15 protein-coding genes and 1 tRNA gene are annotated in these 14,504 nt (G+C 61.4%); 13 read left to right on the forward strand and 3 right to left on the reverse strand.

All coding sequences use genetic code 11. The annotated features are described in order from the left end of the window. On the forward strand, positions 1 to 251 hold a 251-nt coding region (locus B9A97_RS13035), incomplete at its 5' end, for a hypothetical protein (RefSeq protein ID WP_084365785.1). 209 nt (positions 252 to 460) lie between these two features. Here the strand turns inward: B9A97_RS13035 and B9A97_RS13040 are convergent. The 3 genes from B9A97_RS13040 to B9A97_RS13050 form a co-directional block, all read right to left on the reverse strand. Continuing rightward, the gene (locus B9A97_RS13040) at positions 461 to 1,486 is read right to left on the reverse strand and encodes a hydroxyacid dehydrogenase (RefSeq protein ID WP_084365786.1); all 1,026 of its coding nucleotides are present in this window, start codon (positions 1,484 to 1,486) and stop codon (positions 461 to 463) included. A gap of 117 nt (positions 1,487 to 1,603) precedes the next feature. Then, positions 1,604 to 3,493: a site-specific integrase gene (locus B9A97_RS13045; RefSeq protein WP_143530442.1), complete on the reverse strand. Its 1,890-nt coding sequence runs from the start codon at positions 3,491 to 3,493 to the stop codon at positions 1,604 to 1,606. A 90-nt stretch (positions 3,494 to 3,583) separates the two neighbouring features. Then, positions 3,584 to 3,673, reverse strand: a tRNA-Ser gene (locus B9A97_RS13050). Between the two features lie 299 nt (positions 3,674 to 3,972). Between B9A97_RS13050 and rplU the strand changes: the two genes are divergently transcribed. From rplU to B9A97_RS13110, 12 genes are all read left to right on the forward strand, one after another. Continuing rightward, positions 3,973 to 4,287 carry a 50S ribosomal protein L21 gene (rplU, locus tag B9A97_RS13055; protein ID WP_084365788.1) on the forward strand — a complete coding sequence of 105 codons (315 nt, stop codon included), beginning with the start codon at positions 3,973 to 3,975 and terminating at the stop codon, positions 4,285 to 4,287. Between the two features lie 37 nt (positions 4,288 to 4,324). Beyond that, the gene (gene rpmA, locus B9A97_RS13060; RefSeq protein WP_084365789.1) at positions 4,325 to 4,597 is read left to right on the forward strand and encodes a 50S ribosomal protein L27; all 273 of its coding nucleotides are present in this window, start codon (positions 4,325 to 4,327) and stop codon (positions 4,595 to 4,597) included. Between the two features lie 136 nt (positions 4,598 to 4,733). Beyond that, positions 4,734 to 5,366 (forward strand): GNAT family N-acetyltransferase, encoded by a 633-nt coding sequence (locus B9A97_RS13065; RefSeq protein ID WP_084365790.1) that lies wholly within the window; start codon positions 4,734 to 4,736, stop codon positions 5,364 to 5,366. Further along, positions 5,363 to 5,929 (forward strand): GNAT family N-acetyltransferase, encoded by a 567-nt coding sequence (locus B9A97_RS13070; RefSeq protein WP_244564213.1) that lies wholly within the window; start codon positions 5,363 to 5,365, stop codon positions 5,927 to 5,929. Before B9A97_RS13065 ends, B9A97_RS13070 begins: the two co-directional genes overlap by 4 nt. Positions 5,930 to 6,065: 136 nt before the next feature. Continuing rightward, complete coding sequence (gene obgE / locus B9A97_RS13075) at positions 6,066 to 7,169, forward strand: GTPase ObgE (protein ID WP_084365792.1); 1,104 nt, start codon at positions 6,066 to 6,068, stop codon at positions 7,167 to 7,169. After that, positions 7,166 to 8,344, forward strand: a complete 1,179-nt coding sequence (proB, locus tag B9A97_RS13080; RefSeq protein WP_084365793.1) for a glutamate 5-kinase — start codon at positions 7,166 to 7,168, stop codon at positions 8,342 to 8,344. Before obgE ends, proB begins: the two co-directional genes overlap by 4 nt. Beyond that, the gene (locus tag B9A97_RS13085) at positions 8,337 to 9,623 is read left to right on the forward strand and encodes a glutamate-5-semialdehyde dehydrogenase (RefSeq protein ID WP_084365794.1); all 1,287 of its coding nucleotides are present in this window, start codon (positions 8,337 to 8,339) and stop codon (positions 9,621 to 9,623) included. The genes proB and B9A97_RS13085 overlap by 8 nt, the downstream gene beginning before the upstream one ends. A 37-nt stretch (positions 9,624 to 9,660) precedes the next feature. After that, positions 9,661 to 10,245 carry a nicotinate-nucleotide adenylyltransferase gene (locus tag B9A97_RS13090; RefSeq protein WP_084365795.1) on the forward strand — a complete coding sequence of 195 codons (585 nt, stop codon included), beginning with the start codon at positions 9,661 to 9,663 and terminating at the stop codon, positions 10,243 to 10,245. A 61-nt stretch (positions 10,246 to 10,306) separates the two neighbouring features. Beyond that, a complete protein-coding gene (gene rsfS / locus B9A97_RS13095; RefSeq protein ID WP_084365796.1) occupies positions 10,307 to 10,756 on the forward strand; it encodes a ribosome silencing factor in 450 nt (149 codons plus the stop codon). 171 nt (positions 10,757 to 10,927) lie between these two features. Continuing rightward, positions 10,928 to 11,410, forward strand: a complete 483-nt coding sequence (rlmH, locus tag B9A97_RS13100) for a 23S rRNA (pseudouridine(1915)-N(3))-methyltransferase RlmH (protein ID WP_084365797.1) — start codon at positions 10,928 to 10,930, stop codon at positions 11,408 to 11,410. A 93-nt stretch (positions 11,411 to 11,503) separates the two neighbouring features. After that, the gene (locus tag B9A97_RS13105) at positions 11,504 to 12,958 is read left to right on the forward strand and encodes a murein hydrolase activator EnvC family protein (RefSeq protein WP_084365798.1); all 1,455 of its coding nucleotides are present in this window, start codon (positions 11,504 to 11,506) and stop codon (positions 12,956 to 12,958) included. Next, positions 12,948 to 14,270 carry a S41 family peptidase gene (locus tag B9A97_RS13110; RefSeq protein ID WP_084365799.1) on the forward strand — a complete coding sequence of 441 codons (1,323 nt, stop codon included), beginning with the start codon at positions 12,948 to 12,950 and terminating at the stop codon, positions 14,268 to 14,270. Before B9A97_RS13105 ends, B9A97_RS13110 begins: the two co-directional genes overlap by 11 nt. Positions 14,271 to 14,504: the final 234 nt, after the last annotated feature.

Here is a 14,504-nt window from a genome sequence, read left to right on the forward strand (position 1 = left end):
GTCCTGACCGGGACGACGTGGCAAGGGTGGCGTTGTTCTGGTTGATCCGCAGGGCCGTGGACAAGGGCCAGGAGGCCGAGCTTGAGACGTTCCAGCGCGTGATCGTCTCCATGCTCACCGAGCAGGGCTTCGATGAGCGCGAAAGCGATGCCGTCTTCGATGACCTCGTCGCCAAGTACCGGTCCGGTGGCCTTCCCTTCCGCAGGAAGCTCCATCTGCTCTTTCCGGACCGAAACGAACGGGAGACGTGAGCCGTCACTCTATCGGGCCCGGCTCTTTCCTCCACTATCGTCTTCCCACGCTCCTCGCGCCAAACGGCGTTTGCTCAGTGGATACCTGTTCCCCCCATTACTTCTTAAAACGCCGTTTGATTCTGAATCGATTTTCCAGAGTGCGACAACGAGGTAGGGCAGCGAAGCGCGCACGTTTCCTGCTCATGACGAGGTCGGCACCTAAGCCTTCAAGACACAGTCACCGGCTTCGACCGCAGCATGCTGGCCGTCGCCGGATCGGCACGCCGGCAAAGGCGCGGCGGTAATCCCTTCATGATCAGTTCTGCATCGGCAACGGCCATGGATCCCAAGGCATAGAACGCGTCGCGTGTGCCGCCCGTCCTATGGGCAGAAAGAAGAATGCCGGAGACTTTGCGAACAGGATCGTCTGCAGCGACAGGTTCTTCCGGGAAAACGTCCGTTGCGACTTTGATGTGGCCCGATTCGGCTGCCTCTATCATCGCCGAGAAGTCAACGAGAGCGGCCCGGCTCATCAGCAGGAAGGCGGCCCCCGGCCTCATCATGGCGAATTCGTTCTTGCCGATGAACCCTTGGTTCTGAAGAGTGACGCTTGCAAAGACAAAGACGACCTGGCTTTCGCGCAGGACCTCTTCAAGCGTCGATGGCTGACAGTCCAGTCGTTCGACGATCTCATTGGGAAGCCATGGATCTAATACGCGGACCTTATTCTTAAACGGGCGGATGAGTTCGCGAAGTTCACGGCCAAGATCTCCGAAGCCGATGATCCCCACGGGTGCTCCGGCAAAGCGAAAGGTGTTCGCGTTGCCCTCAAGGCCGTAGCGCTCGGTGCCCTGACGAAAGTCCCGATCCGCTGCGGTAATGCCACGCGCGAGGTCAAGCGCCATTGCCAGTGACGCTTCCGCCACCGGGGACGCAAATGCCGAGGCAGGCGTAATCACCCATATCCCGCGCTCAACGCAGGCCTGGTAGTCGATGTTCGGCAGAAAGTTCGACTCGACATTGATGATGGCCTTCAGCCCGGGAGCTTTGTCGAGCCGCTCCTTTGGCATATCTGTCTGGCCGAATATCAGCACCGTATTGGGAAGATACCGCTCCACCTCGTCAGCGGACATCGGACGATGTTCTGACACGATGACGTCCCCCAGAGCCTCAAGTCGAGCCTTGACGGCGGGTTCCATGATCAGTTCGAGTGTCCTCGGTAGCGGATCGACAAGAATAATGCTGCGGCTCATTGCTTCCTCCCACGAGAATCGCAGTTTGCCAGAAGACTAGCCGGAAAAGGCCTTCACGGGACCCCTGCTCCGTGGGGCCTGACAAGATAACCGCGTTACCCTTCATTGAGGCGGAAATCATTTCCGCTTTGGCGGACCCGCAACACGTTTGCGCTTGGCAATCGCGTCGAAGTCCAGTCCCCTGAAGATCGAGTAGTCGATCTCCGGATCGAGCGGCAGGGTTTTCAGCTTGCGCGCTTCCTTTTCCGTGGCGACTTCGAAACCGTAGAGATCATGCTCGTCGCTTCCCGCGCTGTGTCCAGCCTGCACCCGCCGCTCGCGGGCATCGACGCCCGATTCACGCATGTCCTGAATATTGCCGCTTCGAAGCGAGTGGAACACCTCGCGTCGACCAGTGCTTTTTTCACCCTTCTTCGGCTTGATGCCCGCCTTCGTGAACAGGCGCTGCATGTAGGATGAGCCGCTCTTGCTGGGGTCCGCGAGTTTCATGATGTTGGGAAATAGAAAGTTCGATCCCTGGCGGGTTGCCCATTCGATGAAGCCAATTTCATACAGGAAGTCGTGCAAAACGAAGTAGCGTTCGCTATCCTGCGTCTTGACAGGGACGGTGGTCCAGACGCCGTTGATCTGCGAAAGACGGGTCACTTGCCCCACCCATACCTCCGGGAACTGTTCGCGGATATCGTTTCCGCGCAGATGGATCAGCAACCCCAGACGTCGAGAGGTGAGATGCCCGAGGAGAGGCAGCATGATGTCCTCCATCAGCCCGGACTCAACACCCGTTCGGAACAGGGTATTCATCTTTGATGTGCCGATAGGGGTTGCCTTGCGCGGGCTGGCGGCCGTCTTCGGGATCTTGATTTCTACCCCGGCGAACGGATCGCGGAAGCCACCTGCGGTGATCGAGGAACGGATCGCTGCCTTGATAACAGCCAGATAGCCTTCTTGAAGCGTCTTTTCGGCCAGGGGCCTCAGGTGAAGATCCTTGTTGTTCTCGATGACCTGCCAGGTCGTGTGATCCGGATCACGCTTGTTATTATCTGCAGGCCAGTACTGCATATAATTGACGAAGGCCTGAAGGTCAGCCGGAAGATAGGTGTCGACAGGATGATCGCCGATCAACTCGATGAAAAGAGCGAGGCGGCTCTCTGCCGTCGAAAGATCGCGTGCGATGTTGGCTCCGCCAGCAATACGTCGCGCGGCGATGTAGGTCGGGATCACGTCGCTGAGTTTTGGCTGAATTGATTTTGGCCGCCTGACGGTGCGCCGGTCCAGTTCGAAGGCTGGAATCAGTTTGCCGTCGGCATCGCGCGGCATGTCACGCTCGTGCCAGGGTACGTCAGTGGCTGTTTGACGATCAACCATGTCGGCCTGTGACATGACCGATACATGGGCTGCCGACTGTGGTGCGCCCGGGGTCAGCGGCGGGGCGGGATCCGAGAGCGCGGAGGAGGCTGAAAGTTTCGCGATAGCGGACTGTTTCAGCATCTCCGCATGGCCCACCACAAGTTCGTTGAAGGACTCGCCACGGGCCTGCCGCTCCAGTTCCCGGTTGAGGCTGACGAGGTCACGGATGCCAGCAGCCTTTTGCATCTCCTCGACGGGAATCGGTGCGTCCGAGCGGTCGATCATCCGGAGATAGGCCTTCAGCTCGCCCTTCATCTCGATGACGGCTTCCACTGCCCGCATCTCGCTGTCGTCGTCGTCCTGCATGCCTCTGCCGTGCCTCATCTCATCGAACATCAATCTGGCCTTCGCCGCCAGAAGGTCGGCCAGGAGTCTTGCGCGCCTGTGGGAACAGGCGCCGAGACTGAGCCGCAAGGGCGGGATGGCACGCGTGCCGCCGCTCGTCTTCGGCATCTTAATCTGGAAGATGTAAACGGACCCTGATTTGGCGAGGTAGGGACCAGGCCCCCGGCCCTTGGGCTTTGCAGACGGTGTCTGATTCGACGGCTCGGGCGATACCCCGACGTGTACCGGAAGGTGTACCGGGCGCGATACCTGCATGATTTTCACTCCTCAAGGGCCGCTGGCGAGCAGAGGTTTTGCGAGGAAATCCAAGGTCTTGCAGGTAACTGGCGGAGAGTGAACACAACCTGGCGGAGAGGGTGGGATTCGAACCCACGATACGGTTGCCCGTATGCCGCATTTCGAGTGCGGTGCTTTCGACCACTCAGCCACCTCTCCGGTCACATTGGTCGGCGCATGTGTTGCGCGGGCTGTCTCATAGCGATGAAAGATCGGGCTGACAAGGGCGAATATCAAAACAGCCTAAGCTTTTATCTTGACAGTTTTTTGCGCCTCACGTATGCGGGCGGTGAATTAGGCATGGGCTAACTGTGTCTTGATTTCTCTGCCTCGCATGGCAGGGCTTCACCGGCGGATATCTCGGGCTCTTTGGAACCTTCTTTATCCGCTCCATCCGACTGGCAAAAAGACGGCCGTCCCAAGGGATAAGAGCCGGAACGAACATGAAAGGATAAAAAATGTTCGCAGTCATCAAGACCGGCGGTAAGCAGTACCGCGTAAGCGCCAACGACGTTCTGACCATCGAAAAGCTGGAAGCAGACGCAGGCGCATCCATCGAATTCACCGAAGTTCTCGTTGTCGGCGTCGGCGCCGATGCCAAGTTCGGCGCCCCCTTCGTGGCTGGCGCGTCGGTCAAGGCTGAAGTCGTCGAGCACAATCGCGGCAAGAAGGTCATCGCCTTCAAGAAGCGTCGTCGCCAGAACTCCAAGCGGTCGCGCGGCCATCGCCAGCACCACACGGTCGTCCGTATCACGGACATCGTGGCAGCTTGAACGGTTAACGAGAAACAAGGTTTAAAGGAGAAATCCCATGGCACATAAAAAAGCTGGCGGTTCCTCGCGTAACGGTCGCGATTCCAACTCCAAGCGTCTTGGCGTGAAGAAGTTCGGCGGCGAAGTCGTCGTTGCGGGCAACATCATCGTGCGTCAGCGCGGCACCCAGTGGCATCCAGGCGCCAATGTCGGCCTTGGCAAGGACCATACCCTTTTTGCTCTGTCCGCCGGCAATGTTGCGTACCGTACCAAGGCCAATGGCCGAGTATACGTGTCCGTAATGCCGAAAGCGGCAGAAGCAGCGGAATAAGCCGGTAGCGCTTTAAAACAGCCGGCGTCACATCGACCCGGCTGGCCGTATCAGGTTCAGACAAGACAAAAGGGGAGATGGGGCGCCACCCAACTCCCTTTTTTCTTTGCCTTTTTTCCAACAGAGGAGCTGAACCATGCAAAGCGAACTATTAAGGGCAGACCAACAACGGTCTCCCGAAAGCCGGTTGAGGCCGGATCGGTTAAGGAGCGATTGCCCCGTCTTATTGTCACAAAGGCTCGTCCTGCGCGCGCCTCATGAAGACGACATCGACGCCCTTGCCCATCTCGCCAATAATGCCGCCATTGCGACCATGGTGTCGCGCATGCCGCATCCCTACACCGCCAAGGACGCCGCCGATTTCGTGCGACGTTCCGCAATTGGCGAGATTGGCAAATGCGTCTATGCCATCACCAAAGGTGACAACGGCGCCTTTCTCGGTTGCTGCGCGCTTGAGCCCCATCCCGGCGGCGATACGCTGGAACTGGGCTATTGGCTGGGTCAGCCCTTCTGGAACCAGGGCTATGCCACGGAAGCCGCCCATGCCCTGATCGACATGGCCTTCCGCACGCGGCAGATCGCCCATATCGATGCCCGGTGCCGGGTCACCAACATCCCCTCGCGGCGGGTGATCCAGAAATGCGGCTTCCAGTTCCAGGGCTCCGGTATGGTCGGCAACATCGCCATGGGCGGCATGATGCCGGTCGAATGGTACCGGCTCGACCGCAAGACCTGGATGTCCCTGAAGAGCTGGGGGGACATGCGATGACGGTCGATCTCCTGCGACGTCCGGCCCAGCAGCTTGGCCCCTGCCCGGTCATCCGCACGGCACGTCTCGTGCTGAGGCCCCATCGGCTTGAGGATGCGGATGCGATCGCGCATTCCCTTGGCGACTTCGCGGTCACGCGCATGCTATCGCGCGTGCCGCAACCCTATCATCGCCAGGATGCGGTGGACTGGCTCACGTCGGAGCCGGCAGGGCCGAAACCATGGAACCTCGCCATCACATCAGATGGCAATGACCATATCGGCATGGTGGGGCTGGAGCTTCGCCACGGTCGGTGGCACATCGGCTATTGGCTCGGCCGTCCCCATTGGGGCAAGGGTTTGATGACGGAGGCGGCGGCCGCGGCCATCGATCGCTTCTTCGATGCCCTGCCGGAAGCGACCCTCTATTCCGGCGCATTTGCCGATAATGGAGCCTCGCTCCGGATCCAGGAAAAGCTCGGTTTCCGTGTCACTCACAGCAACCAGGTCTATAGCCTGTCACGCAATGCCATGGCACCGCATATCGAGACGAAACTGACCAGGGCCGAATTTCGCCGGCCCTGATCCCGCGCTTGGCCGGGCGGCGCTTGTCACCCGGCCAGGCGGAAAAACCCGTGATTATTCTTTGACGCCGGGCTGAAGCAGGGATATCGATGCCCTCTCATGACAGCACAGTCCGGCCCTGACCGATGGTAGAACGATGAAATTTCTCGACGAGGCAAAAGTCTATATCCGCTCCGGCGACGGTGGTGCCGGCGCGGTATCCTTCCGCCGCGAGAAATTCATCGAATTCGGCGGGCCCGATGGCGGCGATGGCGGCCGGGGCGGCGATGTCTGGGTGGAAGCCGTCAATGGCCTCAACACGCTGATCGACTTCCGCTATCAGCAGCATTTCAAGGCAAAGACCGGCACCCACGGCATGGGCCGCAACCGCACGGGTGCCAATGGCACTGACGTGACGCTGAAGGTGCCGGTCGGCACCCAGATCTTCGAGGAAGACAATGAAACGCTGATCGTCGACATGACGGTCGAGGGGCAGCGTTTCAGGCTGGCCGCCGGCGGCAATGGCGGCTTTGGCAATGCCTATTTCAAATCCTCGACAAACCAGGCGCCGGACTGGGCCAATCCAGGGCTCGCAGGCGAGGAAAAGACCATCTGGCTCAGGCTGAAGCTGATCGCCGATGCCGGCCTGGTCGGCCTGCCCAATGCCGGCAAGTCCACCTTCCTGGCCTCTGTGACCCGCGCGCGACCCAAAATCGCTAACTATCCTTTCACCACCTTGCACCCCAATCTCGGCGTTGCCACGGTTGACGGTCGAGAATTCATCCTTGCCGACATTCCCGGCCTGATCGAGGGTGCCCATGAGGGCATCGGCATTGGCGACCGCTTCCTCGGCCATGTCGAGCGCACCCGCGTCCTGCTGCATCTGGTCTCTGCGGTCGAGGAACATGCCGGCAAGGCCTACAAGACGGTGCGCAACGAACTCATCGCCTATGGCGGCGGGTTGGAAGACAAGCCGGAGATCGTCGCCCTGTCGCAGATCGATGTGCTGGATGAGGCGGATCTCAAGAAGAAGGCCCAGCAGCTCAAGCGTGCCTCGGGCAAGACACCGATGCTGATCTCAGCGATCACCGGATCCGGCATGACCGATGTGCTCAGGGCGCTGCGCGACATCATCGTCGCGGATGGCGGCGGATCGGCCGACGAGCTGCCGGAGCGGACCCGCAAGGCGCGCCATCACGAGCGCCCCGTGGAAGACGACAATGCGGAAGACGACAATGCCGATGAGGACGGTGAAGAATGACACGGGGCCTGAAATCACTCGATGATTGCAAGCGCATCGTCGTCAAGATCGGCTCCGCTCTCCTGGTGGATCGCCAAACGGGGCTGAAAAAGGCCTGGCTTGACGCGATCTGCGCCGATATTGCGGAGCTGAAAGCCAGGGGTGTCGAAGTGCTCGTCGTCTCTTCGGGCGCGATCGCGCTCGGCCGCACCGTGCTCGGCCTGCCCTCCGGCGCCTTGAAGCTGGAAGAAAGCCAGGCGGCCGCAGCGGTCGGCCAGATCGCGCTGGCACGTGACTGGTCGCAGAGCCTGTCGCAGCACGACATCGTCGCCGGGCAGATCCTGCTGACGCTCGGCGATACGGAAGAACGCCGCCGCTATCTCAATGCCCGCGCCACTCTCCAGCAGTTGTTGAAGCTCGGTGCCATCCCGATCATCAACGAGAATGACACGGTCGCCACGACCGAAATCCGCTATGGCGACAATGACCGGCTGGCCGCGCGCGTCGCCACCATGGCCGGCGCCGAACTGCTCGTCCTGCTGTCGGATATCGATGGTTTGTACACCGCGCCGCCGCATCTCGACCCCGACGCACGCTTTCTGGCGCGGATCGAGGAAATCACACCAGAGATCGAAGCCATGGCGGGCGGTGCCGCGTCTGAGCTGTCGCGCGGCGGCATGCGCACCAAGATCGACGCCGGCAAGATCGCAACCGGCGCCGGCTGCGCCATGATCATTGCCTCTGGCAAGCCGCTTCATCCTCTCAAGGCCATACGCGAAGGCGCGCACCACTCCTGGTTCGCCCCCTCAGGCACACCGGTGACGGCGCGCAAGACCTGGATTGCCGGCCAATTGCAGCCCGCGGGCGAATTGCATGTCGATGCCGGCGCGCAGACGGCCTTGCGCAGCGGCAAGAGCCTGCTTCCGGCGGGCGTGCGCCAGGTGATTGGCCACTTCTCACGCGGCGACACCGTGGCCGTCATCGGCACAGAAGGTCGGGAGATCGCGCGCGGTCTCGCCGGCTACGATGCCGATGAGGCCGGCCGCATTGCCGGCCGCAAGTCGGGCGAGATCGAGGCGATCCTGGGCTATGCCGGACGCGCCGCCATGGTTCACCGGGACGACCTGGTCCTGACCGAAATTACCCGCAAGACAGACAGTGAGCTACGCCAGCAGAAGGACGCTACCCATGCTTGAACGTGTCGCCCAGGAAGCAGCCAGCATTGAAGAGCTGATGCTTCAGATCGGACGCAATGCCAAGGCAGCGGCGCGACCACTGGCGACCGCATCGACGGAGCAGAAGAACCGTGCGCTTGAAGCCATGGCCTCTGCCATTCTCGCCTCCGAGGCGGACATCCTGGCCGCCAATGCCAAGGATCTGGAGAAGGTCCGCGACAGCGGCCTGCAAGCCTCCTTCATCGACCGGCTGACACTGAGCAAGGATCGCATCGCCGCCATGGCGCAGGGTCTTCGCGAGGTAGCCGAGCTGAAGGATCCGGTGGGCGAGGTCATCGCCGCCTGGGACCGGCCCAATGGATTGCATATCGAGCGCGTGCGCACGCCGCTCGGCGTCATCGGCGTCATCTATGAGAGCCGGCCCAATGTGACGGCCGATGCCGGCGCGCTGTGCCTGAAGGCCGGCAATGCCGTGATCCTGCGCGGCGGGTCGGATTCGGCGCTGTCCTCGCGGGCAATCCATGCCTGCCTGGTCAAAGGGTTGGTCGAGGCCGGATTGCCGGAAGCGGCCATTCAATTGGTCCCTGTGACGGATCGCGCCGCCGTCGGCGCCATGCTGACGGGCCTTGACGGCGCCATCGACGTGATCGTGCCCCGCGGCGGAAAAAGCCTCGTCGCCCGCGTCCAGTCGGAGGCGCGCGTACCGGTCTTCGCCCATCTCGAAGGCCTCTGCCATATCTATGTGGATGCCTCGGCCGATCTCGACATGGCAAAGCGTATCGTGGTCAATGCCAAGATGCGGCGCACCGGCATCTGCGGCGCCGCCGAGACGCTGTTGATCGACAGCGCCGCCATGAACAGCCATCTTCAACCCCTTATCGAGGCGCTGCTGGCAGCCGGCTGCGAAGTGCGGGCCTCGCCGATCGTGCTGAAGGTCATTCCCGGCCTCAAGCCCGCGACGGAAGAGGATTGGCGCACAGAATATCTCGATGCGATCATTTCGGTCGCCGTGGTCGATGGCATCTCCGGCGCCATCGACCACATAGCCCGCTATTCGTCCAACCACACCGAGGCTGTCATTGCCGAGGATCCCGAGGTGGTCGAGCGCTTCTTCAACGAGATCGATTCAGCAATCCTCCTGCACAATGCCTCGACGCAATTCGCCGATGGCGGCGAATTTGGCATGGGTGGCGAGATCGGCATCGCTACGGGCAAGATGCATGCGCGCGGCCCCGTGGGCGTGGAGCAATTGACCTCGTTTAAGTACCGCGTTCACGGCACCGGCCAGATCAGGCCCTGACGTGAGCGGACAGGAAGTCGCCTATCGTTACCGCGTCATGCCGCATACGGAACGCGGCATGGTCGTCGGCCTGTTCGGCGGCTCCTTCAATCCGCCGCACGAGGGCCACAAGCTGGTGGCGGAAATCGCATTGCGCCGGCTTGGCCTGAAGCAGCTCTGGTGGATGGTGACGCCCGGCAATCCCCTGAAGAGTCATAAAGAATTGGCACCGCTGGCCGACCGGCTGGCGATGAGCGAGGCGATGGCGGACGACCCGCGAATCAAGGTCACCGCCTTCGAGCAGGCGCTTGGTACCTCCTATACCGCACGGACGCTGGATCATGTGAAGGCGCGCAATCCCCATGCCCGATTCATCTGGATCATGGGTGCCGACAACCTGAAGAGCTTTCACCACTGGCAGCAATGGCAGAGGATCGTGACGACCTTTCCGATCGCGGTGATCGACCGTCCCGGCTCCACGCTGTCCTACCTGTCATCGAAGATGGCGCGCACCTTTGACTATGCGCGGATCGATGAGGATGATGCCGGCGTGCTCTGGAAGAAGAAGGCCCCGGCATGGACCTTCATCCATGGCCCGCGATCGACCTTGAGTTCCACCGCGCTGCGCGCCGCCCGCCCTTGAAAGATTAACCATTTGATGCCACCTTTTAGGGGTGACGTGTGCCCATGGGCACGAGTCGCGCATGTGTTGTTCTGTTACTGCAAGGAAAGGAAGCACTCTGCCAACAGTACACACCAAGGGCAAGACGGCCACCGTCCTTCCCAAAAGCCCGGAACGTGGCGTCGATGCCGCAGCCCGCGCGCTTGAACTGGTCCTCGCGAGCCTTGAGGACTCCAAAGCTGAAGATATCGTCTCCATCAACATCATGGGTAAATCGGCGCTGGGCGACCACATGGTTGTCGTCTCTGGCCGTTCGAACCGTCATGTGACCGCGATCAGCGAACACCTGGTCAGCGATCTGAAAGACGAGGGTTTCGGCGCCCCGCGCGTCGAGGGACTGGAAACCGGCGACTGGGTGCTCATCGATACCGGTGACATCATCGTCCATGTTTTCCGTCCGGAGGTCCGAGCCTTCTACAACATCGAAAAGATGTGGGCGGCGCCGGACATGGAAGAAAACCGGCTGCACTGAGCCTGGGCGCAAATAGCCAAGGTCAGGAACCGTCAAAGCCACAGGGCTCCGTGAGCATTGCCACGGGGAAGTGGCGCTTGATATCCGGTTCGGATATGGCGATAGGACTTCCACGACCGGCCAATACGGCCGGGCAGTGAAGGACTGGGCCTGAAGGATTGAGGTGCAGCGATGCGCGTGACGATCATTGCAGTGGGTCGGCTGAAGGCCGGCCCCGAGAAGGAACTTGCCGCGCGCTATCTCGACCGCTTCGCCAAGACCGGACCAGCCTCCGGCCTGGAATTCGTGCGCACCATCGAGCTTGCGGAAAGCCGCGCCAGCAATCCGGAAACCCGCAAGCGCGAAGAAGCAGCCCAGATAGAGAAATCCCTGCCGGATAACGCGCTGGTGGTTGCGCTGGATGAGCGCGGCAAGGCGCTCGACAGCCCCGCCTTCGCTTCCCTGCTGGGCGACGCGCGGGACATGGGCCAGCGCGACCTCGTCTTCGTCATCGGCGGGGCCGATGGCATCGACGCGGACTTTCGGCAAAAGGCGCAGCAGGCGATCAATCTGGGCCGCATGACATGGCCCCATCAGCTGGTCCGCATCTTGATCGCCGAACAACTCTATCGTGCCGTGACCATCCTGTCGGGCCATCCCTATCATCGGGTTTGAGGCGACACCGGGCAGGTGGAAGAAGGTTGATTTGCGGTGCCGAGCAAATCAGCTTAATTTGCGCCGATCGATCACAGGAATCACCCACGCTCAATGGCCAGACCGCGGACGACAGCCATAGCCGGCCGACCACGCCTCGCCATTGCCTTCGTGGCCGTTTGCGCGACTGCGCTTGCCCTCGCCAGCGGCTGGGATGATTCGCGGCAGGCCCTGGCCCAGGATCAGCCGCCGGCAGACCCTCCCACTGCTTCCGTTCCGCCAACGATCCCGCCCGAGCCTGTCGTCGCCGATCCTGCCGCAGCCCTGCAGGACAAGCGCAACCAGATCGGCCGCGAATTGCAGACGCTCTCTGCCTCCATCAAGGTCTCGGAGGAAAAGGCTCGCGAGCTCTCCGAGACGATCGCGTCAATCGAAAAGACTTCGGCCAGCCTGCGCCAGGCCCTGATCGAATCCGCCTCCCGGCGCAAGGAGCTGGAGCGCAGCATTTCCGAAAGCGAGAAGACGCTCGCCGGCTTCGGTGTGCGCGAGGACGCGATCCGCCAGTCCTTCCGGGAGCGGCGGGCGATCCTGGCGGAAGTCCTGGCCGCCCTGCAGCGCATGGGGCGCAATCCGCCGCCCGCCCTGCTGGTCAGCCCGGAGGATGCGCTGGGCTCGGTTCGCTCGGCCATCCTGCTGGGTGCGGTCGTGCCGGGGATTAGGGGCGAAACCGAAAAGTTGGCAAAGGATCTGGCCGAACTCGCCAGCCTGCGCCAGGCGGGCCAGAAGGAGCGTGATTCGCTTCTGGTAACCATGCAAAGCCGGCAGGAAGAAGAGCGGCGCATGGATATGCTGCTGGTCGAAAACGACAAGCTCGTGCGCCAGAATGCCGGGCAGTTGCAGGAGGAGCGCGCCCGCTCGGAGGAACTGGCGGGCAAGGCCTCCAGCCTGGAAGGCCTGATCGGTTCGCTGGAAAAGGAGATCACCTCGGTGCGCGAAGCCATGGAACAGGCCCGCGCAGAGGAAGAGCGGCAGCGCCAGTTGACCGAGGAGCAGCGTCAACGAATCCGTGATCAGGCGGAAAATACCCTGCCCGATAAAAACCGCATTGCGCCAGCAAGCTTGTTTTCCGAGCTGAAAGGCAAGCTGGAGCTTCCAGCCGCTGGTGATGTCTTGCGCGTATTCGGCGATCCTGATGGGACGGGACATCAGGCGAAAGGTGTGGTTCTTGCCGCCTCCCCCGGCGCATTGGTGACGGCACCTGCGGACGGACTGGTGGTTTTTGCCGGCCAGTTCCGCAGCTACGGGCAGATGATCATTCTGAACATGGGCGATGGTTATCACGTCGTTCTGTCAGGCATGGACAAGGTCGATACGCGACAAGGCAAGTTCGTTCTGTCTGGCGAACCCTTGGCGACAATGGGTGAGAAAAGAGTGGCAAGTGCCACCGCATTGGCGCTGGAAACCGAACGTCCAACGCTTTACATTGAATTCAGGAAAGATGGTGCGCCGATTGATTCCGCGCCATGGTGGGTTGAAAGAGACTCGGGAAAGGCTAGCAATGATACGTAGGGCTTCATTTGTTCTCGTCGGCGCACTGATGGGCGCGACCGCGATGAGCGTCATCTATTCGGCGGGAGTGCCTGCCGTGGCCGCCGGCGCCTCGACCTACAAGGAGCTGTCGATCTTCGGCGATGTGTTCGAGCGGGTGCGCGCGCAATATGTGACGCCGCCGGATGAAGAAAAGCTGGTCGAAAATGCCATCAATGGCATGCTGAGCTCGCTGGACCCGCATTCGAGCTACATGAATGCCAAGGACGCCTCCGACATGCAGACCCAGACGCGGGGCGAGTTCGGCGGCATCGGCATCGAAGTCACCATGGAAGACGAGCTCGTTAAGGTCATCACCCCGATCGACGACACGCCCGGCTCGCGCGCCGGCATTCTCGCCGGCGACCTGATCTCGGAGATCAACGGTGAAGCCGTTCGTGGCCTCAAGCTCGAAGAAGCCGTCGACAAGATGCGCGGCGCGGTCAACACGCCGATCAAGCTGACCATCCTGCGCAAGGGCGCCGACCAGCCGATCGACATCACCGTCGTTCGTGAAATCATTGCGATCCGCGCCGTGAAGTCCCGCGTGGAAGGCGACGTCGGCTATCTCCGCGTGATCTCATTCACCGAAAAGACCTATGACGACCTGGAAAAGGCGATCGAGAAGATCAAGAAGGACGTGCCGGCCGACAAGCTGAAGGGCTATGTTCTTGACCTGCGCCTGAACCCCGGCGGCTTGCTCGACCAGGCCATCTACGTTTCCGACGCCTTCCTGGAACGCGGCGAAGTGGTTTCGACCCGCAGCCGCAATGCCGACGACACGCGCCGCTTCAACGCCTCGGCCGGTGACCTCACGGATGGCAAGCCTGTCATCGTGCTGGTCAATGGCGGCTCCGCCTCCGCGTCGGAAATCGTTGCCGGCGCTCTTCAGGACCTGAAGCGCGCGACGGTTCTCGGAACCCGCTCCTTCGGCAAGGGCTCCGTCCAGACCATCATCCCGATGGGCGACAAGGGTGCGCTGCGCCTCACGACGGCGCTCTATTACACGCCCTCGGGCAAGTCGATCCAAGGCACCGGTATCCAGCCTGACATCCAGGTCGAGCAGCCGCTGCCCGAGGAGTTCAAGGGCAAGGTGCGTGCCGAGGGTGAATCTGCCCTGCCGGGCCACATCAAGGGTCAGAACGAGAACGAGGAAGGCTCGGGCTCCATTGCCTATGTCCCGCCGGAAGCCAAGGATGACGTTCAGCTGAACTACGCTCTTGACCTGTTGCGCGGCAACAAGACCGATCCGGCCTTCCCGGCGGATCCGCAGAAGGCGGCCGTGGTCAAGTAAGGCACAGCGACACTATTGAACATATGGAATGACCATGCTCCAGCGGGCATGGTCATTCGTTTGATCGGCGCCGAAGTTTTCGGCTCTGGTTCTTGATCCGGTAGGCTTTCGCGCCATCGGATGAGGCAGAATGGCGTTGCGTCAGCGATATCTGCAAGGTTGGCGGAAACGGAAGCGAATTTGAGCGGCAATCTGCATACCCCCCTTGGCAAAGACCGGCCCTCTGCGCCGGCG

This window comes from Rhizobium sp. RU36D (assembly GCF_900176345.1).
In the GTDB taxonomy this organism is placed as follows: domain Bacteria; phylum Pseudomonadota; class Alphaproteobacteria; order Rhizobiales; family Rhizobiaceae; genus Allorhizobium.

Bases quoted from the DNA above. Each gene is read 5' to 3' on its own strand.
- rlmH (WP_084365797.1), top strand. From the start codon at position 10,928: ATGCGCGTGACGATCATTGCAGTGGGTCGGCTGAAGGCCGGCCCCGAG.
- obgE (WP_084365792.1), top strand. From the start codon at position 6,066: ATGAAATTTCTCGACGAGGCAAAAGTCTATATCCGCTCCGGCGACGGT.
- proB (WP_084365793.1), top strand. From the start codon at position 7,166: ATGACACGGGGCCTGAAATCACTCGATGATTGCAAGCGCATCGTCGTC.
- B9A97_RS13105 (WP_084365798.1), top strand. From the start codon at position 11,504: ATGGCCAGACCGCGGACGACAGCCATAGCCGGCCGACCACGCCTCGCC.
- B9A97_RS13090 (WP_084365795.1), top strand. From the start codon at position 9,661: ATGCCGCATACGGAACGCGGCATGGTCGTCGGCCTGTTCGGCGGCTCC.
- rpmA (WP_084365789.1), top strand. From the start codon at position 4,325: ATGGCACATAAAAAAGCTGGCGGTTCCTCGCGTAACGGTCGCGATTCC.
- B9A97_RS13070 (WP_244564213.1), top strand. From the start codon at position 5,363: ATGACGGTCGATCTCCTGCGACGTCCGGCCCAGCAGCTTGGCCCCTGC.
- B9A97_RS13085 (WP_084365794.1), top strand. From the start codon at position 8,337: ATGCTTGAACGTGTCGCCCAGGAAGCAGCCAGCATTGAAGAGCTGATG.
- rsfS (WP_084365796.1), top strand. From the start codon at position 10,307: ATGTGTTGTTCTGTTACTGCAAGGAAAGGAAGCACTCTGCCAACAGTA.
- B9A97_RS13110 (WP_084365799.1), top strand. From the start codon at position 12,948: ATGATACGTAGGGCTTCATTTGTTCTCGTCGGCGCACTGATGGGCGCG.
- rplU (WP_084365788.1), top strand. From the start codon at position 3,973: ATGTTCGCAGTCATCAAGACCGGCGGTAAGCAGTACCGCGTAAGCGCC.
- B9A97_RS13045 (WP_143530442.1), bottom strand. From the start codon at position 3,493: ATGCAGGTATCGCGCCCGGTACACCTTCCGGTACACGTCGGGGTATCG.
- B9A97_RS13065 (WP_084365790.1), top strand. From the start codon at position 4,734: ATGCAAAGCGAACTATTAAGGGCAGACCAACAACGGTCTCCCGAAAGC.
- B9A97_RS13040 (WP_084365786.1), bottom strand. From the start codon at position 1,486: ATGAGCCGCAGCATTATTCTTGTCGATCCGCTACCGAGGACACTCGAA.